The sequence below is a fragment of the Microvirga roseola genome, assembly GCF_020866965.1.
GTDB lineage: Bacteria > Pseudomonadota > Alphaproteobacteria > Rhizobiales > Beijerinckiaceae > Microvirga > Microvirga roseola.
Map to the genome: position 1 here is coordinate 98,560 of NZ_JAJATX010000008.1, position 24,086 is coordinate 122,645.

General features: G+C 67.1%; 19 protein-coding genes. 8 read left to right on the forward strand and 11 right to left on the reverse strand.

The genetic code is table 11. The features are described 5' to 3' along the window. Nucleotides 1-5: 5 nt before the first annotated feature. From LG661_RS07780 to LG661_RS07815, 8 genes are all read right to left on the reverse strand, one after another. Nucleotides 6-710, reverse strand: a complete 705-nt coding sequence (locus LG661_RS07780) for an aspartate/glutamate racemase family protein (RefSeq protein ID WP_230531308.1) — start codon at nt 708-710, stop codon at nt 6-8. A gap of 4 nt (nt 711-714) precedes the next feature. Beyond that, nucleotides 715-1,338, reverse strand: coding sequence for a 2-hydroxychromene-2-carboxylate isomerase (locus LG661_RS07785; protein ID WP_230531309.1), 624 nt, complete (start codon nt 1,336-1,338; stop codon nt 715-717). A gap of 57 nt (nt 1,339-1,395) precedes the next feature. Further along, nucleotides 1,396-1,944: a thioesterase family protein gene (locus LG661_RS07790; protein WP_230531310.1), complete on the reverse strand. Its 549-nt coding sequence runs from the start codon at nt 1,942-1,944 to the stop codon at nt 1,396-1,398. Continuing rightward, the gene (locus LG661_RS07795; RefSeq protein ID WP_230531311.1) at nt 1,941-2,450 is read right to left on the reverse strand and encodes a DinB family protein; all 510 of its coding nucleotides are present in this window, start codon (nt 2,448-2,450) and stop codon (nt 1,941-1,943) included. Before LG661_RS07795 ends, LG661_RS07790 begins: the two co-directional genes overlap by 4 nt. A 54-nt stretch (nt 2,451-2,504) precedes the next feature. After that, nucleotides 2,505-4,712: an FAD-dependent oxidoreductase gene (locus LG661_RS07800; RefSeq protein ID WP_230531312.1), complete on the reverse strand. Its 2,208-nt coding sequence runs from the start codon at nt 4,710-4,712 to the stop codon at nt 2,505-2,507. 128 nt (nt 4,713-4,840) lie between these two features. Continuing rightward, nucleotides 4,841-6,049 (reverse strand): acetyl-CoA C-acetyltransferase, encoded by a 1,209-nt coding sequence (locus LG661_RS07805; protein ID WP_230531313.1) that lies wholly within the window; start codon nt 6,047-6,049, stop codon nt 4,841-4,843. Between the two features lie 132 nt (nt 6,050-6,181). Next, complete coding sequence (locus tag LG661_RS07810; protein ID WP_230531314.1) at nt 6,182-7,975, reverse strand: acyl-CoA dehydrogenase C-terminal domain-containing protein; 1,794 nt, start codon at nt 7,973-7,975, stop codon at nt 6,182-6,184. A 221-nt stretch (nt 7,976-8,196) separates the two neighbouring features. Next, nucleotides 8,197-8,604: a MerR family transcriptional regulator gene (locus LG661_RS07815; RefSeq protein ID WP_230531315.1), complete on the reverse strand. Its 408-nt coding sequence runs from the start codon at nt 8,602-8,604 to the stop codon at nt 8,197-8,199. Nucleotides 8,605-8,962: 358 nt separating this feature from the next. Here LG661_RS07815 and LG661_RS07820 point away from each other — a divergent pair, with 358 nt between their 5' ends. The 3 genes from LG661_RS07820 to LG661_RS07830 all read left to right on the forward strand — a co-directional run bounded on the left by LG661_RS07820 (nt 8,963) and on the right by LG661_RS07830 (nt 13,870). Then, nucleotides 8,963-12,079, forward strand: coding sequence for a hypothetical protein (locus LG661_RS07820; RefSeq protein ID WP_230531316.1), 3,117 nt, complete (start codon nt 8,963-8,965; stop codon nt 12,077-12,079). Nucleotides 12,080-12,182: 103 nt separating this feature from the next. After that, nucleotides 12,183-13,112 (forward strand): sulfite exporter TauE/SafE family protein, encoded by a 930-nt coding sequence (locus LG661_RS07825; RefSeq protein WP_230531317.1) that lies wholly within the window; start codon nt 12,183-12,185, stop codon nt 13,110-13,112. Then, a complete protein-coding gene (locus tag LG661_RS07830; RefSeq protein ID WP_230531318.1) occupies nt 13,109-13,870 on the forward strand; it encodes a TIGR02186 family protein in 762 nt (253 codons plus the stop codon). The genes LG661_RS07825 and LG661_RS07830 overlap by 4 nt, the downstream gene beginning before the upstream one ends. Nucleotides 13,871-13,998: 128 nt before the next feature. On the opposite strand, the gene pdeM is transcribed toward LG661_RS07830, so the two are convergent. After that, nucleotides 13,999-14,700: a ligase-associated DNA damage response endonuclease PdeM gene (gene pdeM, locus LG661_RS07835; protein WP_230531319.1), complete on the reverse strand. Its 702-nt coding sequence runs from the start codon at nt 14,698-14,700 to the stop codon at nt 13,999-14,001. After that, on the reverse strand, nt 14,697-17,384 hold the full coding sequence (locus LG661_RS07840) for a ligase-associated DNA damage response DEXH box helicase (RefSeq protein WP_230531351.1): 2,688 nt from the start codon (nt 17,382-17,384) through the stop codon (nt 14,697-14,699). Before LG661_RS07840 ends, pdeM begins: the two co-directional genes overlap by 4 nt. 117 nt (nt 17,385-17,501) lie before the next feature. On the opposite strand from LG661_RS07840, the gene LG661_RS07845 reads away from it, so the two are divergent. Beyond that, complete coding sequence (locus tag LG661_RS07845; RefSeq protein WP_230531320.1) at nt 17,502-17,930, forward strand: GNAT family N-acetyltransferase; 429 nt, start codon at nt 17,502-17,504, stop codon at nt 17,928-17,930. Between the two features lie 144 nt (nt 17,931-18,074). Beyond that, a complete protein-coding gene (locus LG661_RS07850) occupies nt 18,075-18,896 on the forward strand; it encodes an SDR family oxidoreductase (protein WP_230531321.1) in 822 nt (273 codons plus the stop codon). Here LG661_RS07850 and LG661_RS07855 read toward each other — a convergent pair whose 3' ends face one another. Next, on the reverse strand, nt 18,897-19,826 hold the full coding sequence (locus tag LG661_RS07855) for a class I SAM-dependent DNA methyltransferase (protein WP_230531322.1): 930 nt from the start codon (nt 19,824-19,826) through the stop codon (nt 18,897-18,899). Nucleotides 19,827-20,605: 779 nt separating this feature from the next. On the opposite strand from LG661_RS07855, the gene LG661_RS07860 reads away from it, so the two are divergent. From LG661_RS07860 to LG661_RS07870, 3 genes are read left to right on the forward strand one after another with little or no spacing between them, the layout of a single operon-like run. Next, nucleotides 20,606-21,658 (forward strand): ligase-associated DNA damage response exonuclease, encoded by a 1,053-nt coding sequence (locus LG661_RS07860; protein WP_230531323.1) that lies wholly within the window; start codon nt 20,606-20,608, stop codon nt 21,656-21,658. Continuing rightward, on the forward strand, nt 21,655-23,520 hold the full coding sequence (locus tag LG661_RS07865; protein ID WP_230531324.1) for a cisplatin damage response ATP-dependent DNA ligase: 1,866 nt from the start codon (nt 21,655-21,657) through the stop codon (nt 23,518-23,520). The genes LG661_RS07860 and LG661_RS07865 overlap by 4 nt, the downstream gene beginning before the upstream one ends. Then, a complete protein-coding gene (locus LG661_RS07870) occupies nt 23,517-23,975 on the forward strand; it encodes a secondary thiamine-phosphate synthase enzyme YjbQ (RefSeq protein ID WP_230531325.1) in 459 nt (152 codons plus the stop codon). The genes LG661_RS07865 and LG661_RS07870 overlap by 4 nt, the downstream gene beginning before the upstream one ends. Nucleotides 23,976-24,086 lie beyond the last annotated feature (111 nt).

Here is a 24,086-nt window from a genome sequence, read left to right on the forward strand (position 1 = left end):
TTTCCTCAATTAGCGAGGGCGTAGTCGACGGCGGAAAGGGCGTGGATCGTCGTGGTGTCGAACAGCGGCACGGCGCTATCCTCACCTGAGACCAGCAGCATGATTTCGGTGCAGCCGAGAATGACGGCCTGCGCGCCCCGCGCGATCAGGCGGGCGATGATCTTGCGGTAGGCCTGCCGTGACTCCGGCCTGATCCGTCCGAGCACGAGTTCCTTATAGATGATCTCGTGGACGATGCGCCGGTCCTCCGCCTCGGGCACGATCACCTCGAGGCCGTGGGCCTGCTGCAGGCGGCCCTTGTAGAAGTCCTGCTCCATGGTGAAGGCGGTGCCGAGCAGGCCGATCTGGTTGAGGCCGGCAGCCTTTATCCTCTCGGCCGTCGGATCGGCGATATGCAGCAGTGGAATGCTTGCAGCCGAAGTGATCGCATCGGCCAGGCGATGCATGGTGTTGGTGCAGAGGACGACGAAATCGGCGCCGCCGCGCTCCAGCCGGATCGCCGCATCCTGCATGGACCGGGAGAGCCGGTCCCAGTCTCCCGCATGCTGAAGCTGCTCGATCTCGCCGAAATCGACCGAGTACATGAGGCTGCGCGCCGAGTGGACGCCGCCGAGGCGTCTCTGCATCTCCGGATTGATGATGCGGTAGTACTCGGCCGAGTTCTCCCAGCTCATCCCGCCGATGAGGCCGATCGTCTTTTGCTGCGTCATCGCCTCACACGTTCGGCCGGTAAGGCGCGCGTCCGCCTGTCAGGGCGTCGTCGAGGAGTTCCAGGCGGTCCTGCCCCCAGAAAACCTCGCCGTCGAGGACATAGGCCGGGGAACCGAAGATGTCTCCCGCGACCGCATTCTCGAGGTTGAGCGCGTAGAGCGCCTCGGTTGTCGTGCCCGTCGCGGTTTCCATCAGGGAGGAGGAATCGAGCCCGGCCTGCTCGGCGATTTCGGTCAGCACCAGGGGATCGGCCAGATTCCGCTCCTCCTCCCAGACAGCGGCATAGGCGCGGCGCAGAAAGGCGTCGGGGCTCTTTCCGGCAATCGTGATGGCGATCGCGAAGCGATCCGCCAGGTTCACGTCGAAGGGCCAGTGCTTGGGCTGGAGATTGAAGGAAAGGCCACGCTTCTCCCGCCAGCGCTGCAGCTCGACCATGCGGTAGCGCTGGCGCGCCGGGTGGCGCTGGGGAAGCGGCAGGCCGCCGGTCTCGGCGAAAACACGGCCAAGGAAGACGGGCTTGTAGTTGATCTCGACCCCGTGCCTCTCCGCAATCTCCATGAAGGGGGCGTGGCCGATATAGGCCCAGGGGCTCACGAGGGAGAAGTAATAGTCGATAATGCGGGGCATGGGCTCAGCTTCGCTTCTGTGACAGGCAGCACGAAACTACAGCACCACGCCGAACCATCAAGCCGCCTGCTTCAAGGTCTCCTCGGAACTCAGAAAGGCCAGGACCTCGGGCGAGGCTGCCGGCGGCTCCGCCTTCAGGCCGATCTCGCCGAGCAGGCGCTCCATCGAGACGAAGCTCTTTTTCTTGCGGTCGTAGAGTCCGGCCCGCACGAGAGCGATGGCGTTGAGGACCGGGCTGCCGTCCCTGGCTTTCGACACCAGCCGGTGCTCCATCACCACATGGCTCTCGGACCAGGTGAGAATACGGGTTTCCAGGGTGAAGGGCTGGAACGGCCTCAGCTCCCGCCGGAAACGGATCTGGCCAGCGCCGACGATGGGCACCCAGCCGTTCTTGAGGATCACCCGCCACAGTCCCGAACGGACCATGATGTCGGTCCGACCGAGATCCATCAGCGTCCAGTAGCGGCCGTTGTTCAGGTGGAGCGACGTGTCGAGATCGTGGGGCCAGACCCGGAAGGACAGGCGCGAGACGTCCCGAACCGGGTCGAGCCTCGGGCGGACGAAGGCGGAAACGATCAGGGAGATGAGGCGCAGCCAAAGGTTCATGCCATGCCCATGCCGGTTTCGCGCTGGAACGGAACGAGGTCGAGAGATGGCGCCTCGCGACCGAACCCGGTCAGGATGCAATGGGCCTGGCCCCGATGATGGGTCTGGTGGTTGAAGAAGTGGAGCAGCGCCGGCGCAAGCGGCTGCTCCACGGTCTCCGGCCTTGAGATGAGATTGTAGCGGATGGGTCCGGACAGATCGGACTCCGACAGGCGGTCGACATAGGCGACGATCCGCGCATCCTCGGCCTCTCGCGCCTGGCGCAAGTGTTCAAGCTCATCGAACAGGATGGCGTCGAGGCGCGTCGGCGCATCGCCCTCGCCGGTGAAGCGCCGCAACCAGATCCGGTCGGCCACGAGGATGTGGTTCAGCGTGCCGTGCAGGGACTTGAAGAATGCCCCGCGGTCAGCACGGTAGTCCTCGTCTGAGAGCTCGGACGCCGCGTCGTACAGGCGTCGATTGCACCAGGCGTTGTAGCCCGCCAGCATGGTGAAGAGGGGTTTCATGGTCGGCTCCTGTTGTTCCGGGGCCAGGAAATGGCCCCGGAACGCCGGATGAGGTCAAGCAGCCTTCTTCGCCGCGGCGCGGCCGTAGAAGGTCTCGCCGGAGGCGGCCATGTCGAGCAGGATCTTCGGCGGGGCGAAACGGTCGCCGTGCTTCGCCTGCAGCTTCCCGCACAGCTCCACGAAGGCCTTGGGCCCCATGAAGTCGATGTAGGAGAGCGCGCCGCCCGTATAGGGCGCGAAGCCGAAGCCGAGGATCGAGCCCACATCCGCCTCGCGGGGATCGGTGATGACGCCCTCCTCCACCGTGCGCGCGGCCTCCAGTGCCTGCGTCACGAGGAGGCGCTGCTTCAACTCCTGCATGTCAATGAGTTCGGCAGCCGCCGGATTCACCTGGAGACCCTTCAGGCCGGGCCAAAGGCGCTTGGGGCCGCCTTCCGGATAATCGTAGAAGCCCTTGCGGTTCTTGCGGCCGAGACGGCCCTCCTTCTCCACCAGGGTCGTCAGCAGCTGCTCCTGCTCCGGGATGATGGCGGCATCGCCCAGCTGCGCCCTCGTGGCCCTGAGGATCTTGAGGCCGAGATCGACGCCGACTTCGTCGTTGAGCGAGAGCGGGCCGACAGGCATGCCCGCCTGCTTGCCTGCCTGTTCGATCATCGTCGCAGGCACGCCTTCGGTCAGCATGAGATGACCTTCGAGGATATAGGCCAGCACGCAGCGATTGGCGAAGAAGCCGCGGGAATCGTTGACGACGATGGGCGTCTTCTTGATGGCCCGCACGTAGTCGAGCGCAGTGGCGAGCGCCTTCTCGCCCGTCTCCTTGCCCATGATGATCTCGACCAGCATCATCTTCTCGACCGGCGAGAAGAAGTGGATGCCGATGAACTGGCCTGCGTTCTTCGAGGTCTTGGCGAGCCCCGTGATCGGCAGCGTCGAGGTGTTGGAGGCGAAGATGCAGTCGGGACGGATCGCCGCCTCCACCTTCGCGATCACCTCGGCCTTCACCTGCGGATCCTCGAACACGGCCTCGATGACGAGGTCGCAATCCTTCAGGTCGCTGTAACCGGCCGACGGCGTGATGCGCGCGAGCAGCGCATCGCGATCCGCGGTCTTGGCGCGGCCCTTCATGATCTGGTCGGACATGAGCTTGTGCGAGTGGGCCTTGCCCTTTTCCGCCGCCTCCACGTCGCGGTCGATCAGAACGACCTCGAAGCCCGCATTGGCGGTGACATAGGCCACGCTCGCGCCCATGAAGCCTGCGCCGATGACGCCGACCTTCTTGAGCGACGTGGGCGGCACGTCCTTGGGACGGCGCGCGCCCTTGTTGAGGTCCTGCATGGAGACGAAGAGCGTGCGGATCATGGCCGCCGCCACCTTCGAGCGCAGGATCTTGGCGAACCAGCGCGACTCCACCTTCAGCGCCAGATCCATCGGAAGCTGCAGGCCCTGGTAGACCGATTCCAGGATCGCGTAGATGGCCGGGTGGTTGTCCTGCGTCTCGCGGCGATAGATGGCGTTGGCCGGAGGCCAGATCTGCATGCCGGCCGCCGAATAGACCTTGTTGGAGGGAAGCTTAAAGCCCTTCTGGTCCCACGGCGCTTCAGCCGAGCCGCCCTGCTTGATCCAGTCCTTCGCCGCCTGGACGATCTGATCGCGCGGCGCGACCGCGTGGGCGAGGCCCATGTTGCGCGCCATGAGCGGGCGGATCTGGTCGCCCTTAAACAGCATCTGCAGCGCATCGCCCGTCTGCATCAGGCGCGCCACGCGCTGTGTGCCGCCGGCGCCCGGGAAGAGCCCGACCTTCACCTCGGGCAGGCCGACGCGGGTGGAATCCACATCCGACAGCACGCGGTAATGGCAGGCGAGCGCCAGTTCGAATGCGCCGCCGAGGCACACGCCGTGGACCGCGGCCGCGAACGGCTTGCCGCAGGTCTCGAGGCGGCGGTAGAGCAGCGAGAGCTTGCGCGACTCGTCGAAGAAGAACTGCATCGCAGCCTCTTCGCCCTTCTCCTTCGCCAGCCGCTCGTATTCCGCGCCGAGTCCCTGGAGCATGTTGAGGTCCGCGCCGCCGGAGAACGAGTCCTTTCCGGAGGTGATGACGCAGCCCTTGATGGCTTCGTCGCCCGCGACCTTATCGACGATCTGCGACAGCTCTTCCATCACTTGCGGCGTGATGACGTTCATGGAGCGGTCGGCCATGTCCCAGGTCGCGAGCGCAATCCCGTCGCCGTCGACCTCGAAGCGGAAGTTGGTGAAGTTCGTCATAGTTCTCTCCCGGACTTTCGTGTCATTCCCGACCGGAGCGCAGCGGAGGGGAAGGGAATCCACTTGCGTGCGCGCCGGTTGATGGATCCCCTTCCCGGCCCTTGCGGGCCGCCAGGGATGACAAAGCGTTAAACGCGCTCGATGATCGTGGCCGTGCCCATGCCGGCGGCGACGCAGAGGGTCACGAGAGCGGTCTGCTTGTTCGTGCGCTCCATCTCGTCGAGCACCGTTCCCAGCACCATGCCGCCGGTCGCACCCAGCGGGTGGCCCATGGCGATGGCGCCGCCGTTCACGTTGACGACGGACGGGTCGAGATCCATGGCCTGCATGTAGCGCAGCACCACCGCCGAGAAGGCCTCGTTGATCTCGAACAGATCGATATCGTCCTTCGTCATGCCGGCCTTGCGCAGCACGAGCTCGGTCACGTCCACGGGCCCCGTGAGCATGAGCGCGAGATCGGAGCCGATGGAGGCGAAGGCCTTGATGCGCGCGCGGGCTTTGAGGCCCGCCTTCGCGCCGCCCTCCTTCGAGCCCACGAGCACAGCGGAAGCGCCGTCCACGATGCCCGAGGAGTTGCCTGCGTGGTGCACGTGGTTGACGAACTCCACATCGGGATGCGCGGCAATCGCCACCGCGTCGAAGCCGCCCATCTCGCCCATCTGCACGAAGGCGGCTTTCAGCTGGCCCAGGGACTGCATGTCCGTCTGCGGCCGCATGTGCTCGTCCCTGGCCAGGATCGTGAGGCCGTTGACGTCCTTCACGGGCACGACGGACTTGGCGAAGCGCCCCTCCTCCCAGGCCTTCGCGGCGCGCTTCTGCGACTGGACGGCATAGGCGTCGACATCGTCGCGGGAGAAGCCGTATTTCGTCGCGATGAGATCGGCCGAGATGCCCTGGGGCAGGAAGTAGTTGGCGATGGCGATGCCGGGATCGACCGGCCATGCGCCGCCGGATGCGCCCATGCCGACGCGGCTCATGGATTCCACGCCGCCGCCGATGGTGAGGTCCTTCATGCCGGACATGACCTGCGCCGCCGCAAGATTCACGGCATCGAGGCCGGAGGCGCAGAAGCGGTTGATCTGCACGCCGGGCACCTCCTTGCCGAAGCCCGCCTTCAGGGCTGCGGCGCGGGCGATGTCGCCGCCGGCCTCGCCCACCGGATCGACGCAGCCGAGCACCACGTCCTCCACGAGCGCGGGATCGAGGTCGTTGCGGCTGCGAATGGCGTCGAGCGTCGTGACCGCGAGATCGACCGCCGGCACCTCGTGCAGCGAACCGTCCGGCTTGCCGCGTCCGCGCGGGGTGCGGACGGCGTCGTAGATGTAAGCTTCGGCCATGAAAGCCTCCCAGAGTGATTGTGCGGCGTCCCGGGCACGCCGACCGCGACCCGGGACCATTTGCGGATATTCGTACTCAGCGACGCGATCCCGGCCCTCGCTCACGCTCGGGCCGGGATGACAGTCCTACAATCAGAATGCCTCCATCGGCATCGCCATGGTGACGTCCGCACCGGTGGTGATGCGGGCGAGCCGCGTGGCGGTCTCCGGCATCAGGCGCTCCATGAAGAAGCGGCCGGTGAGCAGCTTGGCGTCCATCCTGTCGGCCGCGCCGTTGCCTTGAGCCCTCTTCGCATTCGCGGCCTTCGCCATCTTCGCCCACATGTAGCCCATGGCCACGAGGCCGAAGAGGTGCATGTAGTCGGTCGCGCCCGCCCCTGCATTGTTGGGATTGGCCATGGCGTTCTGCATGAACCACATGGTGGCCTGCTGGAGGTGGCCGATGCCCTGCTGCAGCGGAGCGATGAAGGGCTTGAGATTCTCGTCGCCCTCGTTCTCCTGGCAGAAGGCTCCGACCTCGTTGAAGAAGGTCATGATGGCGCGCCCGCCGTCCTTGGCGAGCTTGCGGCCGACGAGATCCATCGCCTGAATGCCGTTGGCGCCTTCGTAGATCATGGCGATGCGGGCATCGCGCACGAACTGCGACATGCCCCATTCCTCGATATAGCCGTGACCGCCGAACATCTGCTGCGCCTTCACGGCGTTGTCGAAGCCGAGATCGGTCAGCACGCCTTTCACCACGGGCGTCAGGAGGCCCATGTAGTCGTCGGCCACCTGGCGCTGCGCCTCGTCGGAGGAGCGGTGGGCGATGTCGCTGTTGAGACCCGTCCAGACGATGAGGGCGCGGGCGGCCTCGTTGATCGCCTTGACGGTCAGAAGCGTCTGGCGCACGTCCGGATGCACGATGATCGGATCGGCGGGCCTGTCGGGGAACTTCGCGCCTGTGAGCGAGCGGCCCTGGAGGCGGTCCTTCGCATAGGCCACGGCGTTCTGGTAAGCGACCTCGGACTGGGCGAGGCCCTGCACGCCCACGGCGAGGCGCGCCTCGTTCATCATCACGAACATGGCGTTGAGGCCGCGGTTTGCCTCACCCACGAGCCAGCCCTTCGCGCCGTCGTAGTTCATGACGCAGGTGGCATTGCCGTGAATGCCCATCTTGTGCTCGAGAGAGCCGCAGGCGACGCCGTTGCGCTCCGCCAGCGAACCGTCCTCATTGACGAGGACCTTGGGCACGAGGAAGAGCGAGATGCCCTTGGTGCCCTGGGGTGCGCCCTCGATGCGGGCCAGCACCAGATGGACGATGTTCTCCGCCATGTCGTGTTCGCCGGCCGAGATGAAGATCTTCGTACCGGAGATGGCGTAGGAGCCGTCGCCGTTCGGCACGGCCTTGGTCTTGAGCAGGCCCAGATCCGTGCCGCAATGGGGCTCGGTCAGGTTCATGGTGCCGGTCCAGGCGCCCTCGACCATCTTGGGCAGGTACTTCGTCTTCTGCTCCTGCGTGCCGTGCACCAGCAGCGCGGCGATCGCGCCTTGAGTCAGGCCCGGATACATGCCGAGCGCGAGGTTCGACGAGGAGACGAATTCCTGCATGATGGTGTTGAGGACGGAAGGCAGCCCCTGTCCGCCATATTCCTCCGGCACCGAAAGCCCCATCCAGCCGCCGGAGGCATAGGCCTCATAGGCCTCCTTGAAGCCCTTCGGCGTGGTGACGGAGCCGTCCGGGTTGCGGGTGCAGCCTTCCAGATCGCCGGTGCGGTTGAGAGGGGCGAACACCTCTTCGCAGAGCTTCGCGCCCTCGCCAAGGATCGCCTCCACCATGTCCGGCGTCGCTTCGGCGAAGCCCGGCAGGTTGTTGTAGCGCTCGATGGAAAAGACGTCGTTCAGAAGAAAGGTCACGTCTTCGACGGGGGCCTTGTAGACCGGCATGCGGACTCCTCCCAGTTCGGAGGCCGGCAGGCGTCAGGGCCATGCCGGCGAATAAGATAGTTTACATATAAACTATCCGATCTCCGTAGGGAAGAGGTAGGGCGCGAGATCGCCCCTGAAATGGGTCAAAAGGCCGTCGGGTCAGCCCCTCGCGCCCATGCGAAAAGCGCCGGAGAAGGGCTCTCCGGCGCTCGGAGGAAAAGAAATTGAAGGCGATCTGCTCAGGCGGCGGCGAGGGTCGTGCGGCGGGCCTTGAGCTCGATGAGGGCCTCTTCGATCTCCATCTTCTGCTGCTCGAGATGGCGGATCTGATCCTCGACCTGGTCGAGGGAGAGGTTGAGGTTCAGGGACGGCGTGCCGCCGGCACGGTCCTCGGCGAGCATGGCGCGGATCTCGGTCAGGGTGAAGCCGAGCTGCTTGCCCTTCAGGATGACGGAAAGGCGCTCACGGTCGCGGGCATCGTAGATGCGGGCGGTGCCGTCGCGGCGCGGCGAGAGAAGGCCGCGATCCTCATAGAAGCGCCGCGTCCGCAGCATTACGCCGAATTCGCGCGCCAGATCTCCGATGGTGTAGGAGTTTGCGCCATTGCCCGGCTCCGCATGGCCGGAGGCGCTCGCGTTGAGTGTCATATCGTGCCCCGTCAATTCATTATTGGTTCCGCGCTTACACGCGCATCACTTGTAATAGTATGATAGAACGTTATTTATGCTTATTGCAAGCATGTTACGTCTTGTGGCTCCCGCTGGGGCAAAGCCCCCTCCCTTTGGAGAGGCTCCCTGAGAGGAATGAGCCGCTCCGGGCCGGCGGCCGCCGCTAAATGCCCCGCGCTTAACAGCTTTTTTACTACGTTCGCCAAAAGCTGCGCCATCGGTCAGAGAACCCGGAGGCGTCGCCGCGATTCGCCCGCGCCGGCTCTGATCGTCGCGGCGGGCATGGACATGGGGCCATGGGCGTCGCCAGCGTTCCAGTACCCCCTGCGAGCCGGCCATGAGACGATACGTCCTCCCGAATCTCGACGATCTCGACCTTGAGGCCCGCGATCTGGCGAAGGTCGCAGCACGCCGGGCGGGCCTGAGCCTCGAGGACTGGGCGGCCCGGATCCTCGCCGGGCAGGACGGCGCGGCCGAAACGCTCACCACGCGCGCCCGCCGGATCACGGCCGAGGACCGGGAGGCGCTCATGGCGGCCGCCGCGGCCGAGAGCGAGCGCCGTTTCAGGGAGCGGCAGACCGAAGTCCGGATGCCGCGGGAGGCATCCAACACGCGCACCGAGATCGCTCTCGAATCCATGGCGAGCTGGATGGAGCAGACCGAGGAGCGCCTGACCGAAACGGCCCGCGCCTCCGCCGATCACCGGGACCGGACGACGGAAGCCCTGTCGCAGATCCTGTCCGCGGTGAAGGACCGCCTCGACACGGTCGAGCAGCGGACGGCTCCGGCCCGCATCGAGTTTCCGGTCCAGGACGCCCTCAAGGCGCTGGCTCCGCTCTCGGAGACCCTGGTCGGCCTTCGCTCTGACATGTCGCGCCTTGCCGAACGGCTGGAGCAGCCGGGCGCATCGAGCCCCGCGGTGGAGGGAATCCGTGCGGAGATCGAGCATCTGCGCTCCTCCATGGAGAGCCTCGCCACCCGCGAGGAGATCACCGCTCTCGACCATGCGGTGAAGGACCTCGCCCGCGGCCTGGACAAAGGGCGCGCCAGCAAGGACCTCCTCACCCTCGCCTCCTCTGTCGCCGCCCTCTACCGGCAGGTCCAGACCCTCTCGGAGGAGCTGGCGGAGGGCATGCACCGGCGCCTCGGCGGTGAGATCGAAATTCTCCAGCGCAAGATCGACCGGATCGCCGAGACGGGCGTGGACCGCTCGGTGATCGACTTCCTGAGCAGCCAGATCGTCGACATGCGCCACGACCTCGCCCAGAGAGCCGAGCCGCAGCAGATCGAGCGCCTGTCCGGCGAGATCGCAGCCCTCGGCGGGCAGATCGCGGAGTTGCGCGCGCATCAGGTCGGCAAGGCCGATTTCGCGGCCCTCAAGACCTCGCTCGAGAATGTCTGCACGGCGCTCGGCCGCACCGTCGCGGCGCAGGAAGCGAGCGACGTGCCCGAACAGCTCCAGTCCCTGAGCCAGCGCCTCGACGTTCTCGTGAGCCGTCCGGAGCCGGAGCCCGCCAATCTCGATCCTATCGCCATGCAGCTCGCGCTCCTGACCGAGCGGATGTCCGAGCTTTCCAGCAGCCGATTCGATCAGGCCGAAGCCCTGACCGAGATGATCGGCCGCCTGTCCTCGCAGGTCCAGGATGTCGCATCCCGCGAGGCTCCCTCGCAGGAGCCCCTGTTCCGTCGCTTCGACCAGCTCGAGGAGGAAGTGCGGCAGGTCGGCCAGCGGATGGACACCTCCGCCCTCGAGCTCATGCTGCGCAATCTCGACGAAAAGCTCGACCGGGCTCCTGCCGGAACGGGCGCGCCCCTCCAGAAGGCCGTGGACGAGGCGGCGACCTATCTCAAGAGCCTGCAAGACGAGGCCTCGGGTCTGGCGGAGCGCACCGCCAGGGCCGTGCTCAAGGATATCGGGCCCAGCCTGCCGCATCCCGGCGACGTGGACGCCCTCAAGCAGGGCTTCGTCGAGCTGAAGGCTCTGCAGGCTCGCGCCGACAAGAAGACCCAGGAGACCCTGCGCGCCGTTCACGGCGCGCTCGAAACGCTGATCGCCCGCTTCCCGGACCAGGGCGTCGCCCTGCGCCTCGCCGGGGCAGGCATCCACACGCAGCCGGAACGCGCGCCGGAGAAGCTTCCCTCGGCCGACCGTCTGGAAGCCGCCGTGCGCCGGCTTCATGCGGCCGCCCTGTCCCAGATGGAGGAGGTCTCCGCCTCCCTCGCAGCGGTCGACGCCACGGAGCCTCGCGTCGTTTCGATGACGAGCAGGGCGTCGCCCGGCCTCGAATCGCCTGCCGCGGCCTCCCCGCAGCAGGAGGCCGAACTCGGCAATCTGCGCGCGAGCTTCATCGCGGCGGCCCGCCGCGCCGCGCAGACCATCATACCGGACAGGTCCGAACCGGAACTGTCCGCGCCCGCGGATACGGGAGCCAACCTCCGTCATGAGGCCGGGCGCGGCCCGGCGGACGAAGCCGCGCTCCCGATGCCCTCTCTCCTCGAGCGTCTCCGCCGAACCCTGGACAGCCATCGCCGTCCCCTTCTCCTGGGGATCGCCCTCCTGATCCTTGCCGCCGGCACGGCGCAGGTCCTGCTGGCGGGAAGGCATGCGCCGTCCCTCACCGCGGCATCGCCCGACGTCGCGCCGGTCGAGACGGCAAACGCCGTCGGCACGTTGCCCCCTGCGGATGGGGCGGGCCTGTTCCGCGCCGTGAGCCTTTCCGAAACCGCCTCCCATTTTGCCCTTCCGGCTCAGGCGAAGTTCTTCATCGACCCCACCACGGTGGGCGTCATTCCGGAAGAGGCGCCCGCCGTCCTGAGGCAGGCGGCGCTCTCCGGCGATGCGGCGGCGCTCTACGCCATCGCCGCGCAGGCGGCCGAAGGGCGCGGGATCCCCCAGGACATGACCCTGGCCCTGCGGCTCTTCGAGCGGGCGGCCCAGGCCGGCCTGCCCCCGGCTCAGGAACGGCTCGCCATGATCTACGACAAGGGGGCGGGCGTTCCCCGGGACGCGAAGCTCGCCGCCACCTGGTACGAGCGCGCGGCCCAGGGCGGCAACATCCGCTCCATGCACAACCTCGCCACCCTGCTCGCCTCCGGCGCGCTCGGGAAGCCGGACTACGCGGCGGCGATGCGCTGGTTCGGCGAGGCCGCCGCCGGAGGCTGGCGCGACAGCCAGTTCAACATGGGCGTGCTCCTGGCCCGCGGCGCCGGCGGGGTCAAGAACCTGGCCGAGGCTTTCACGTGGTTCGCGCTCGCGGCCCGGCAGGGCGATGCGGAAGCGGGCAAAAGGCGCGACGAGATCGCGGCGCGGCTCTCCGCCGCCGATCTCCGGACCGCCCAGGCGGCTCTGGAGCAATGGCGGGCGCGCACTGTGGACCCGGAGGCCAACGATATTCCGGTCTCGTCCCCAGGCCAGACGGTGGCCCTGGATCGAACCGGAGCGGACAGGAGTTGAAACCACGGATGGCGGCTGTCACCTTCCGTTCATCAGGTGAGCCGTAAACCGCCTGACGATGTCCTAACAACAGGATGGCTGCGCCGGCCATAGGGGAACCGGGTTGCAAATCTATTTGCCTATCGCCGAAATGCCTGTGAGCGTACTTCTCATTCTGGGAATGGGTGCGGCGGTCGGCTTCATATCGGGCCTCTTCGGCATTGGCGGCGGCTTTCTCATGACGCCGCTCCTGATCTTCATCGGCATTCCGCCGGCGGTCGCGGTCGCGACCCAGACCGCGCAGATCGTCGCCTCCTCCACCACCAGCGTCCTCGGGGCCCTGCGCCGCAGGGCGCTCGACATGAAACTCGGCGGGATCCTCGTCGCCGGAGGCTTCGTCGGCTCGGTGCTGGGCGTCTGGTTCTTCGCGGCGGCCCGGCGGGCGGGCCTGCTCGATCTCGTGATCGTCGTCTCCTACGTGACGCTCTTCACCGTGGTCGGCAGCCTCATGCTGAAGGAGAGCATCCGGGAGTTCTGGACTAAGAGGAAAGGCGGCTCCGTGCGCCCGCGGCGCAGGGCCGGCGAGCACCCGCCCTATCTCGGCTGGCCGCTGCGCATGCGTTTCTACCGCTCGAAGCTCTACGTGAGCGTGATCCCGATCACGGGGCTCGCCCTCTTCGTCGGCTTCGCGGGCGCGCTGCTCGGCATCGGCGGCGGCTTCATCGTGGTCCCGGCGCTGCTCTACATCTTCCGGGTGCCGACCACCATCGTCGTGGGGACCTCCCAGTTCCAGATCGTCTGCACGACCATCGTCGCCCTGGTCCTGCACGCGGTGCAGAACCAGGCAGTGGACCTCGTTCTCGCCATCCTGCTCATCGTCGGCGGCGTCTTCGGAGCGCAGTTCGGCGCACGGGTCGGGCGTAACCTGAGGGCCGAACTCTTCCGTTTCCTGCTCGCGATCCTGCTGCTGGCCGTGGGCCTGCGCTTCGCGCTCGAACTCGTGGTTCGCCCGGAGGATCCCTTCACCGTCACGACGCAGGAGGTCCACCAGTGAGAGCGCTGGGCCTTCTCCTGTTCTTCCTGTGCAGCATCACGGCCGCCTCGGCGGAGAACCTGATCATCACCCTGTCGAACCACCGGGTGCTGATCAGCTCCAATTATACCGGCACGTCGATCGCGGTGTTCGGCACCATCGAGCGGGATGCGCAGACGGTCGCCCGCAGCGCAGGCTACGACATCGTGGTCACCGTGCGCGGGCCGCTGCAGTTTCTCGTCGTGCGCGAGAAGGAGCAGTTCGGGCCGGTCTGGATCAACCAGGGTCAACAGAAATTTCCCATGGCCCCGGCCTACCTGAGCGTGCTGACCTCACGGCCCGTCGCGGAAATGACGAGCATTCAGCTGCGCCAGCGGCAGAAGATCGGCCTGTGGGCCATCATCAACTCCCCCGATCTCACCAACGAGCGCAGCGGAGCGGACCAGCCCTTCCGCGAGGCCCTCTACCGCATCAGGTCGCAGGAGGGGCTCTATCTGGAGGATCCCCGGGGCGTCTCGTTCCTGACGCCCACGATCTTCCGCGCCAACATCCCCCTGCCCGCCACCGCCCCTCCGGGCACGTACGACGTGGAGGTCACGCTGCTCGCGGACACGGTGATCCTCGACCGCGAGGTGACCCATTTCGAGCTGGTCAAGACCGGCTTCGAGCAGCAGGTAGGCGAGGTCGCCCGGGACTGGTCGGCCCTCTACGGCCTTGCAACCGCGCTCATCGCCATCCTCTTCGGCTGGGTCGCCAACGTCATCTTCAGGCGGGATTAAGAAGCCCTTGTCTGTCCGTGTCGTTCCCGGCCGGAGCGAAGCGGAGGGGAAGGGAATCCACCCGTCTGCGCCGCGCCAATGGGTCCCCTTCCCGGCCCTGACGGGCCGCCGGGGATGACAACAGGACCTCAATCCCGGCAGAGCATGGACTTCGCGATGGCGAAGATGCGCTCCGTGCCGATGAGGTGAGCGGTGAAGCCCTTCGGGAAAAGCGGCTTGAAGGCGGCGTCGCAGGCATTCAGCCCGCCCGCATAGGCGCCGAGCGCCGGCATCACGCAGCGCACGCCATCGGTCACGAAGCAGCGCCGCCGGGTGGCGCGCCCGCGCATCACCACCTTGCCGACCGGGTGAAGGTGGCCTGCGATCTCCGCCTGCTCGCCGGCCGAAGGCTCGTGGCGCAGGGTCAGGCCGCCCAGCGCCATCTCCTCCACCACCTCGCCCCCGATGCTCTCCGGCAGGATGCGGTCGTGGTTGCCCGTGACCCAGATCCAGTCGCGCCCCTTCTGCACATCGGCGAGCGTGGCGCGCTCCTCGGTTCCGAGCCGGTCCGGCCCGCCGATGTCGTGGAAGCTGTCGCCCAGCGCGATGACGGTTTTCGGATCGAAGCGGAAAACCGCCTCGGAGAGGGCGACAAGCGTCTCGCGGGTATCGTAGGGCGGCAGCATCATGCCGCGCCTGGCGAAGGACGAGCCCTTCTCGAAATGGAGGTCCGCCACGAGCAGCGCGTCGTGCGCCGGCAGGACCATCGCCCCGGTGAGGTCGAGGATGGCCGCCTGACCGTTCAGGTCGATCTCGTAGGTTGTCTGTTTGTTCTTGAGCAAAGCCGTCACGCCAAAGCCTCGTCGAGAAGCGCCGCTTCCGCCTCGGCCAGAATCTCGTCCGCATCGTCGCTATAGACGCGCTCGCGGCCGATCTCCAGCATGACGGACACGCTTAAGGGAGAAACCCGGTCGAGCGGCTTGTGGATGATTCGCCCCCGGATGCGCTCCAACATCATGCCGAGGCGCCTCACGTCGAGGAGTCCCGTTGCCGCATCCGCCCGCGCCGCCCGCAGCAGCACATGGTCGGGCTCGTGCTTGCGCAGCACGTCATAGACGAGATCGGTGGAGATCGTGACCTGACGGCCGGTCTTCTTCTCTCCGGGAAAGCGGCGCTCGATGAGGCCCGCGATCACGGCGCATTGGCGGAAGGTGCGCTTCATGAGGGCGGATTCCGCGAGCCAGTCCTCCAGGTCGTCGCCCAGCATGTCCTCGGAGAAAAGCTCATCCAGGAAGCCCGCATCGCGCGCCGCCTTTGCGGCGATGTCGCCCGAGGCATAGACTGCGATGCCGTAGTCGTTCGCCACGAAGCCGAGGGGCTTGATCCGCGCGCGCTCCAGGCGGCGGGTGAGCAGCATGCCCAGCGTCTGGTGCGCGAGCCTGCCCTCGAAGGGAAAGCAGGTCATGTAGAAGCGGTTGCCGCGCGGAAACGTCTCGACCAGCAGATCGCGCGGCCCCGGCACGACAGAGCGCCGCCGCTGCTGCAGGAGCCATTCCGTCATCTGCGGCGGCAGCCGGTCCCACTCGAAGGGATCGGCGAGGATGGCGCGCACGCGGGCGGCGAGAAAGGTCGAGAGAGGAAACTTCCCGCCCTCGTAGGACGGGATCATCGGATCGGTTCCGGCGCCGGCCCGCGTCGCCAGCACCTCGTCCTCGGCGATGCCCTCGAAACGCAGGACCTCGCCTGCAAACAGGAAGGTGTCGCCGGGCGTGAGCGTCTCCGCGAAATACTCCTCGATCTCGCCGAGGATGCGTCCGCGCGGCAGCACGGTGCCCGGCCGCGAGCGCATGGACCTGCCGAGCCGCACCTTGATCATGCTCGACTCGACAATGGTGCCGACATTCAGCCGGTACTGCTGCGCGACCTTCGCATCGCGCACGCGCCACAGCCCGTCCTGCCCCCTCACGATCTTGGCGAAGCGCTCGTAGGCGCGAAGGGCATAACCGCCGGTGGCGACGAAGGCGACGCAGGCCTCGAAGTCTTCCCAGGTGAGTTGCGCGTAAGGCGCGGCGGAGCGGACCTCCTCGTAAAGCTCTTCGAGCCTGAACGGCTCGGCGCAGGCCATGCCGAGGATGTGCTGGCAGAGCACGTCGAGCGCGCCGATGCGCGCGTCCGGCGTATCCTGCGCCGCCTCGTGCACAGCATCCAAGGCCGCGCGGCATTCGAGAATCTCGAAGCGGTTGGCAGGAACGAGATAGGCCTCCGACGGCTCGTCCATGCGATGGTTCGAGCGGCCGATGCGCTGCATGATGCGCGAGGCTCCCTTGGGCGCGCCCACATTCACCACGAGGTCCACATCGCCCCAGTCGATGCCCAAATCGAGGGTCGCGGTGCAGACCACGGCCTTCAGCTTTCCCGCCGCCATCGCCTCCTCGACCCGGCGGCGCTGCGCCACGTCGAGAGAGCCGTGATGGAGCGCGATGGCGAGTCCGTCGTCATTGAGCCTCCAGAGTTCCTGGAAGGTGTATTCCGCCTGCAGCCGCGTATTGACGAAGACGAGCGTGGTCTTGTGCGCGCGGATGAGTTCATAGATCGCGGGCATCGAGAGAGAAGCCGTGTGTCCCGCAAGCGGCAGGCGCTCCTCGAGTTCGAGCATGCGGATGTCGGGCTGCGCCCCGCCCTCGGCGACGACGAGATCGGCCATCGGCATTTCCCCTCCCCCCTGCGGGGAGGGGCCAGGGGTGGGGGGGGTTCGGCGGGGCGAGCGTTCAACCGACTTTGGCGCTGTACCGGCGTTTGCGTTCGCTGGGTGGCCTGCAGAGCTTCGACTTTCCGACCCCCACCCTTTATCCCTCCCCGCAAGGGGGAGGGAATTCGCGGAAAGCTGCCCCGCCAGATACCTCCTCAGCTCGTCCGGCTCGCGCACGGTCGCGGACAGGCCCACGGCGGCGGCCTCCGGCGCAAGCGTCATCAGCCGCGCGAGACCGAGTGACAGGAGGTCCCCGCGCTTCGACGTGACCAACGAATGCAGCTCGTCGAGCACTACCCGCCGCAGATTTTGGAAGAACTCCCGCGCCTCAGGATGGGCGAGCAGCAACGCCAGCTGCTCCGGCGTGGTGAGCAGGATATCCGGCGGCCGCTCGATCTGCCGCGCGCGCTTGTGCGAGGGCGTGTCGCCGGTGCGCGTCTCAATGCGGATGGGAAGCCCCATCTCCGCGACGGGCCGCTCAAGATTGCGGGCGATGTCCGTGGCGAGCGCCTTCAGGGGGGAGATGTAGAGCGTGTGCAGGCCCTGCTTTTCCTGGCTCTTTTGCTTGCTCTTTCCCTTGCCCCCTGCCCTGTCCGCCAGCTCCACCAGGCTCGGCAGGAACCCCGCCAGCGTCTTGCCCGCCCCCGTGGGCGCGACGAGCAGCACGGAGCGGCCCTCCTTCGCCTTAGCGAGCAGATCGAGCTGATGCGCCCTCGGCGTCCAGCCGCGGCCTGCGAACCAGTCACGGAAGGTCTTGGGGAGAAGGGATGGGGAGGCTTTCGGCATGCAGAGCCGAAGATAGGACGCCCTCGGCGACTTAGCCATGGCAGAGGACGCACCCTGCAATCGGCCAGCTTGACCTTGTGCCCCCCTTCCCCTTTGCTGGCCCGGGAGGACAGGCCTGTGAGCTACCACATCCGAACGGCCCGGCGGGACGAGCTGGAAGAGATTGGCCGGCTCTATCACGCCGTCTGGCTCGAAACGCAGGCTCCCCTCCAGCCCCGCAGCGTCGCCGAATACCGGAACGAGGCCTTCTTCATCGCCCGGGTTCGCCGCCTCCCCTCTTCGCCCCTCGTCGCAGTCTCACAGAATGCAATCCTCGGCTTTTCCGCATGGAGCGGCAACTATCTCGGCCAGCTCTACGTGCTGCCGGAAGGACGCTCCCTCGGCCTCGGGCGCTCGCTCCTGCAGGAAAGCGAGAACGCCATGCGCGCCTCAGGCTCGGACTGCGCCTCCCTCCATTGCTGGTCGGCAACGACAGGGGCCGCTCCTTCTATGAGCGGAGCGGCTGGCGGGTTTCGTCCACCCTCACGGAGGAGGCCGAGACCCTGAACGGCCCGGTTCCGGTGGCATGCTGGGAAATGACGAAGGACCTGCGCGCCGCCTGACAGGGGACGAGCCTCGGCCCGCTTGCCATCCGGCCGGGATCGTTTCAGCTTGGCCTCAACGCCACCACGACAACAAGGGCTTGCCACCATGCCGCACGAAATGCAGTTCCAGAACGCCGTCGCCGTGATCACCGGGGCCACCCAGGGCCTGGGAGAAGCCATCGCCCGCCTGCTTGCCGAGCGCCGCGCCAAGGGCCTCGTGATCTGCGGGCGCAACGAGGAGCGCGGCCATGCGGTGGCGCGGGAGATTTCCGGCCAGGGCTGCCACACGGAATTCGTGCGGGCCGATCTCGAGAGCGTCGAGGAGGCGCGCCAGGTCACGGCGCGGGCGGACCATGTCTTCGGGCGCATCGACGCCCTGGTGAACGCCGCCGGCATCACCGACCGCGGCACGATCTTCGATACGAGCCCGGAACTCTTCGACCGCATGTTCGCGGTCAATGTGCGCGCGCCGTTCTTCCTCATGCAGGAGACCGCGAAGATCATGCGGCGGGAGAGGATCGAGGGCGCGATGGTCAACATCCTGTCCATGTCGGCTCATGGCGGCCAGCCCTTCATCACCGCCTATTCCGGCTCGAAGGGCGCGCTTGCGACGCTCACCAAGAACGCCGCATTCAGCCTCATGCCCTGGCGCATCCGCGTGAACGCGCTCAACATCGGCTGGATGAACACGCCGGGCGAGCACCTGACCATGAAGACCTATCACGACGCGCCCGACGACTGGCTGGAGAAAGCCGTGAAGGAGCAGCCTTTCGGCCGCCTGCTGGAGCCAAGGGAGGTCGCCCGCGCGGTGGCGTTCCTCGCGAGCGCCGAATCCGGCATGATGACGGGCTCGGTGATCGATTTCGACCAGTCGGTGGCGGGCTGCTACGAGAGCGCCCCGCATCCCTCGACGCCGCCGCAATATTGATCACCGCTGCAGCACGCACAAAAACCCTGGAACCGGTGCGCCGCGATCCTCCCGGATCGAGGCGCGCTCGAAGACGAGGATCGTGAAGCCGACCGTCTCCGCGAGCTCCCGCAGACAGGTCTCGCTGTGCGCATAGCGCGCATCATGGCCCAGAACGACGCCGTCTCCCGGATGCGACTGGACCGTGAAGACGAAGAGCCCGCCGGGTTTCAGCACACGGTGCGTCTCGCGAAACACGGGTGCGAGGTCCGCCAGATAGATGAACACGTCGGCTGCGATCACGAGGTCCGCCTCGCCCTCGCCGCGACCCACGAGGAACGGCGTGAGGTGGCCCTGGTGGAGCCCCGCATAGAGCCCGCTTTGGCGGGCGCGCTCCAGCATGCGGCCTGAGAGATCCACGCCCTCCATGGTCCCGAAGGCGCCCTGCAGCGCCTTCGCCATCAGCCCGGTGCCGCAGCCGAGATCGAGCGCCCGCTCGAAATGCACGGGATGCGAGCCTGTGGCGCAGACCCGGCGAAGGGCCTCCACGATCAGGTCCGGCCCGCAATAGCCGAGGCTCTCGGTCAGATGCTTCTCGAACCGGGGGGCGTAACCATCGAAGAGCGCGCGCACATAGCCGTCGGCGATGGCCGCTCCCGGCTCGAGCGCGCCCAGCCGGGCAAGATCGATGCGCAGGCCGAGCGCATCCTCGGGCTCGAGCTCCAGCGCCTGGAGAAGCGCCGTCACGGCCTCACCCTGCGGACCCGTCATTGCCAGCGAGCGCCCCAGCAGGGCATGGGCCGCGGCGAAGCCCGGCGCGAGCTCGATCACCTGCCGCGCTAGATCGGCGGCGGCCGCGAAATCCCGCTCGTCGAAGGCGGCGCGGGCGTATTCGTAGCGGCGGTCGGCCCGAAAATCGCCGGAGGATCGGTGGGTCGCAGTCAGGGACATGGCGCTGCAATGAGCGAGGCCGGAAAGGCTGTCAATCGGGTCCGAAGAGGCCGCGATGCCGCTGCCTGGCATGACAGGCGCGGCGCGAACTCTCCTCCCCGCAGGCCTCGGGCCCTGCCCCGACCTGCTGTCTCTTGCGCAAGTCGGGAGTGACGAGCGCGACCGAAGCCCTCCTCCCCCTTGTGGGGAGGAGTTGGAGGTGGGGGTGTCATGGTCTGAAGCCTTGGCCCCACCCCACAATGGGGAGGGGAATGGGCGTGTCATCCCCGGCGACTCGAAGAGCCGGGAAGGGGATCCATGGCAGCGCGGGAGGGTGGCTTCCCTTCCCCTCCGCTGCGCTTCGGCCGGGAATGACACCTTCCTGCTCCCCTCGCCGTCGTCCCCGGCGTTGTTCCGGAGCATGTTCTTATTTTGTTCTTTACTGTGGGGACAAGCTTTGCTATAAGCGGATCAGATCTGCTCCACGAGGGGCGCGCTCGCGAGGCGTCGCAAGAACGGGAGCAGGCACGGTCCTGCGGGAGGGCGACACGCACGCGCTCCCGACGGGAGGCCAGTCGCATCCGGCAACGGGTGATGGACCGCCTAAAAAAGCCGTGCGCGAGGGGCCACCCGGCTCTTTCCATCTCACCCATTTCTGAGCCGGATGCCTCTCGCGCCCCCTCTTCACCCCTTCAGGCTCGGAGCCAACAGGCTCCGGGCCCGAAGGTGCTGCTCTTTTTCGGATCAGCCCCTTTGACACCCTGCCTGACATCCCTCCGGCTCTGCCTATATCCTTATCCATGGCGCTGCGTTCCACCGATATCCTCACCCAGACCCCGCAAGGGCTCTACTGCCCCTTAGGCGACTTCCACATCGACCCGGTCCGTCCCGTGGAGCGGGCGCTCATCACCCATGGCCATTCGGACCATGCCCGCGCAGGCCACCGTCACGTCATGGCGACGCGGGAGACGCTGCGCATCATGGGCGTGCGCTACGGCGAGGATTTCGCGGGCACGACGCAGGAGGCGGTGCTTGGCGAGGGCCTCCGCATCGGGGATGCGGGTGTGCGTTTCACGCCCGCGGGCCATGTGCTGGGCTCGGCGCAGATTGTCATCGAGGCCGGCGGCACCCGCATCGCGGTGTCGGGCGATTACAAGCGGGCGGAAGACCCGACCTGCATGCCCTACGAGGTCGTGCCCTGCGATGTCTTCATCACGGAGGCGACCTTCGGCCTGCCCGTCTTCCGCCATCCCGACACACGGGCGGAAGTGCGAAAGCTTCTCGATTCCGTCGCCCTGTTCCCCGAGCGCGCCCACATCGTCGGCGCCTATGCACTCGGCAAGGCGCAGAGGGTCATGGCGCTGCTGCGCGAGGAAGGCTACGACCGGCCGATCCATCTCCACGGCGCCATGGAGCGCCTGACGGAGTTCTACAAGTCCGAGGGCATTCCTCTCGGCGAGACGCCGAAGGTGGTCGCGTCCGAGCGCTCGAAGCTCGCAGGCACCATCGTGATCTGCCCGCCCTCCTCCATCCAGGACCTCTGGTCCCGCCGCTTTCCCGATCCCGTCACCTGCTTCGCCTCCGGCTGGATGCGGGTGCGGGCGCGGGCGCGGCAGAAGGGCGTGGAGCTGCCGCTCGTAATCTCCGACCATTCCGACTGGGACGACCTGTGCCGCACGATCCGGGAAACGGGGGCGGGCGAAGTCTGGGTCACGCACGGACAGGAGGACGCCCTGGTCCATTGGTGCGAGACCCGCGGCATCAAGGCGCGGCCCCTGCACATGCTGGGCTACGGCGACGAGGGCGAGGCGGAGGAGGCTCCCGCATCCGAAGACGCGGGAGGCGCGGCATGAACCGCTTCGCCGCCTTCCTCGACCGGCTCGGCTACGAGCCGCGCCGCAACGCCAAGCTGCGGCTGCTCACCGATTACTTCAGCCGCACGCCGGACCCAGAGCGCGGCTATGCGCTGGCCGCCATGACCGGCGCGCTCATGTTCAAGGAAGCCAAGCCCGGCCTGATCCGCGGCCTCGTGGAGGAGCGCACGGACCCGGTGCTCTTCCGCATGTCCTACCATTATGTGGGCGACCTGGCGGAGACGGTGGCGCTGATCTGGCCTGCGCCGGGGCATGAGGCGGGCTTGATCCCCTCCCCCTTGCGGGGAGGGGCAGGGGTGGGGGTCGGAAAGTCGGAGCGCATCCCGAAGCTTGCTGAGAATGAAGCCCCTACAAGCGCTTCACCTGTGGACGCCTCATCCGGTCGAACCACCCCCACCTCCACCTCCTCCCCGCAAGGGGGAGGAGAGATCGGCATCGGCCACAACAATCCTCCGCCCCATGTGCCGAGCCTCACGGAAGTCGTCGAGGCTCTGGCGACGGTCAGCAAGAGCGACCTGCCGGGCCGCATCGCTGGATGGATGGACGCCCTCGACGAGACCGGGCGCTGGGCCCTCATCAAGCTGATCACCCGGGAGCTGCGCGTCGGTGTCTCGGCGCGTCTCGCCAAGACGGCGGTGGCGCAGCTCGGGGGTGTCGAGCCCGACGAGATCGAGCTGCTCTGGCACGGGCTTGAGCCGCCATACGAAGATCTCTTCGCCTGGGTCGAAGGAAGGGGCGAGAAGCCCGAATCCGGCAACCCGGCACCATTCCGCCCGCCCATGCTCTCGCATCCGCTGGAGGAGGAGGATTTCGAGAAGCTCGACGCCGCCGACTTCCTGGCCGAGTGGAAATGGGACGGCATCCGCCTCCAGGCCGTGGCGGGCCATGCGGGCGACGGCCGCCCCGTGCGGCGCATCTATTCGCGCACGGGCGAGGACGTCTCCCGCGCCTTCCCGGATCTCGTGGAGGCGCTTGCCTTCGAGGGGGCCATGGACGGCGAATTGCTGATCGTGCGCGAGGGCCGGGTGCAGAGCTTCAACGTGCTCCAGCAGCGCCTGAACCGGAAGGCCGTGACGCCCAAGCTCGTTGCGGAGTTCCCGGCGCACCTGCGCGTCTACGACATTCTGGCCGAGGGCGAGGAGGATCTGCGCGACCTGTCCTTCGCCGAACGGCGCAAGCGCCTGGAGGCGCTGGTCGCCCGGCTCGACGATCCGCGCATCGACCTCTCCCCCATGGTGCCGTTCGCGACCTGGGAGGACCTCGCCGCCGCGCGCTCCGACCCGGCCTCCGTCGGCGCAGGACCCGATGCGGACGCCATCGAGGGCTGCATGATCAAGCGCGCGAACAGCCCCTACCTTCCCGGCCGGCCCAAGGGCTACTGGTACAAGTGGAAGCGCGACCCGTACCTTGTCGATGCGGTGATGATGTATGGCCAGCGCGGCCACGGAAAGCGCTCGTCCTTTTACTCCGACTACACCTTCGGCGTCTGGCGCGACGGACCGGGCGGCGAGGAGCTGGTGCCGGTGGGCAAGGCCTATCACGGCTTCACCGACGAGGAGCTGGTGAAGCTCGACCGCTATGTCCGCAACCACACGGTCAATCGCTTCGGCCCGGTGCGGGAGGTGGAATACGGCAGGGACCGGGGTCTCGTGCTGGAGGTGGCCTTCGAGGGGCTGCAGCGCTCGACCCGGCACAAGTCCGGCGTTGCCATGCGCTTTCCACGGATCAACCGCATCCGCTGGGACAAGCCTGCGGCGGAGGCCGACCGGATCGAGACCCTGGAAAAGATCCTCGAGCGGGGCGAGAAGGAGATCCACCCGCTGCAGGATCAGGAGACATGACCATGCCCGACATCGAGACCCTCGCCGAGGGCAGCGTGACGCGACAGGCCAGCGGGCGCCTCACGGTGGAGACCAGGGGACAGGGCTTCACCGAGATCACCGGCGCGGCGTCGCGATGGGTCGCTGGAACCGGCATCCGCGATGGCCTGCTCACCGTGTTCTGCCGCCATACCTCGGCCTCGCTCCTCATCCAGGAGAATGCCGATCCGGATGTCCGCCGGGACCTCCTCGCCGCCTTCGACCGCCTGGCTCCGCGCAATGCGGGCTATGTCCATTCCACGGAGGGGCCGGACGACATGCCGGCCCATATCCGGACCATGCTCTCGGGGAGCTCCCTCGGCATCCCGGTCGTGGAGGGACGGATGGTGCTGGGGACCTGGCAGGGCCTCTACCTCGTGGAGCACCGGGACCGGCCCCTTAGCCGCGAACTTGTTTTCCACCTGATCGGAGCGTAATCCACATACCGTAAGTTCCCGGATGTTGTCCCCCGGTGCTTTCCAGTAGAATGGCCGTGGTTTTCCATTGCCGCCTTGCTATTTCATCGGGGAAGCGGCTAAGGCACTTGA

Coding starts and splice junctions, on each gene's coding strand:
- LG661_RS07780 (WP_230531308.1), bottom strand. CDS start 710: ATGACGCAGCAAAAGACGATCGGCCTCATCGGCGGGATGAGCTGGGAG.
- LG661_RS07785 (WP_230531309.1), bottom strand. CDS start 1,338: ATGCCCCGCATTATCGACTATTACTTCTCCCTCGTGAGCCCCTGGGCC.
- LG661_RS07790 (WP_230531310.1), bottom strand. CDS start 1,944: ATGAACCTTTGGCTGCGCCTCATCTCCCTGATCGTTTCCGCCTTCGTC.
- LG661_RS07795 (WP_230531311.1), bottom strand. CDS start 2,450: ATGAAACCCCTCTTCACCATGCTGGCGGGCTACAACGCCTGGTGCAAT.
- LG661_RS07800 (WP_230531312.1), bottom strand. CDS start 4,712: ATGACGAACTTCACCAACTTCCGCTTCGAGGTCGACGGCGACGGGATT.
- LG661_RS07805 (WP_230531313.1), bottom strand. CDS start 6,049: ATGGCCGAAGCTTACATCTACGACGCCGTCCGCACCCCGCGCGGACGC.
- LG661_RS07810 (WP_230531314.1), bottom strand. CDS start 7,975: ATGCCGGTCTACAAGGCCCCCGTCGAAGACGTGACCTTTCTTCTGAAC.
- LG661_RS07815 (WP_230531315.1), bottom strand. CDS start 8,604: ATGACACTCAACGCGAGCGCCTCCGGCCATGCGGAGCCGGGCAATGGC.
- LG661_RS07820 (WP_230531316.1), top strand. CDS start 8,963: ATGAGACGATACGTCCTCCCGAATCTCGACGATCTCGACCTTGAGGCC.
- LG661_RS07840 (WP_230531351.1), bottom strand. CDS start 17,384: ATGCCGAAAGCCTCCCCATCCCTTCTCCCCAAGACCTTCCGTGACTGG.
- LG661_RS07850 (WP_230531321.1), top strand. CDS start 18,075: ATGCCGCACGAAATGCAGTTCCAGAACGCCGTCGCCGTGATCACCGGG.
- LG661_RS07855 (WP_230531322.1), bottom strand. CDS start 19,826: ATGTCCCTGACTGCGACCCACCGATCCTCCGGCGATTTTCGGGCCGAC.
- LG661_RS07860 (WP_230531323.1), top strand. CDS start 20,606: ATGGCGCTGCGTTCCACCGATATCCTCACCCAGACCCCGCAAGGGCTC.
- LG661_RS07865 (WP_230531324.1), top strand. CDS start 21,655: ATGAACCGCTTCGCCGCCTTCCTCGACCGGCTCGGCTACGAGCCGCGC.
- LG661_RS07870 (WP_230531325.1), top strand. CDS start 23,517: ATGACCATGCCCGACATCGAGACCCTCGCCGAGGGCAGCGTGACGCGA.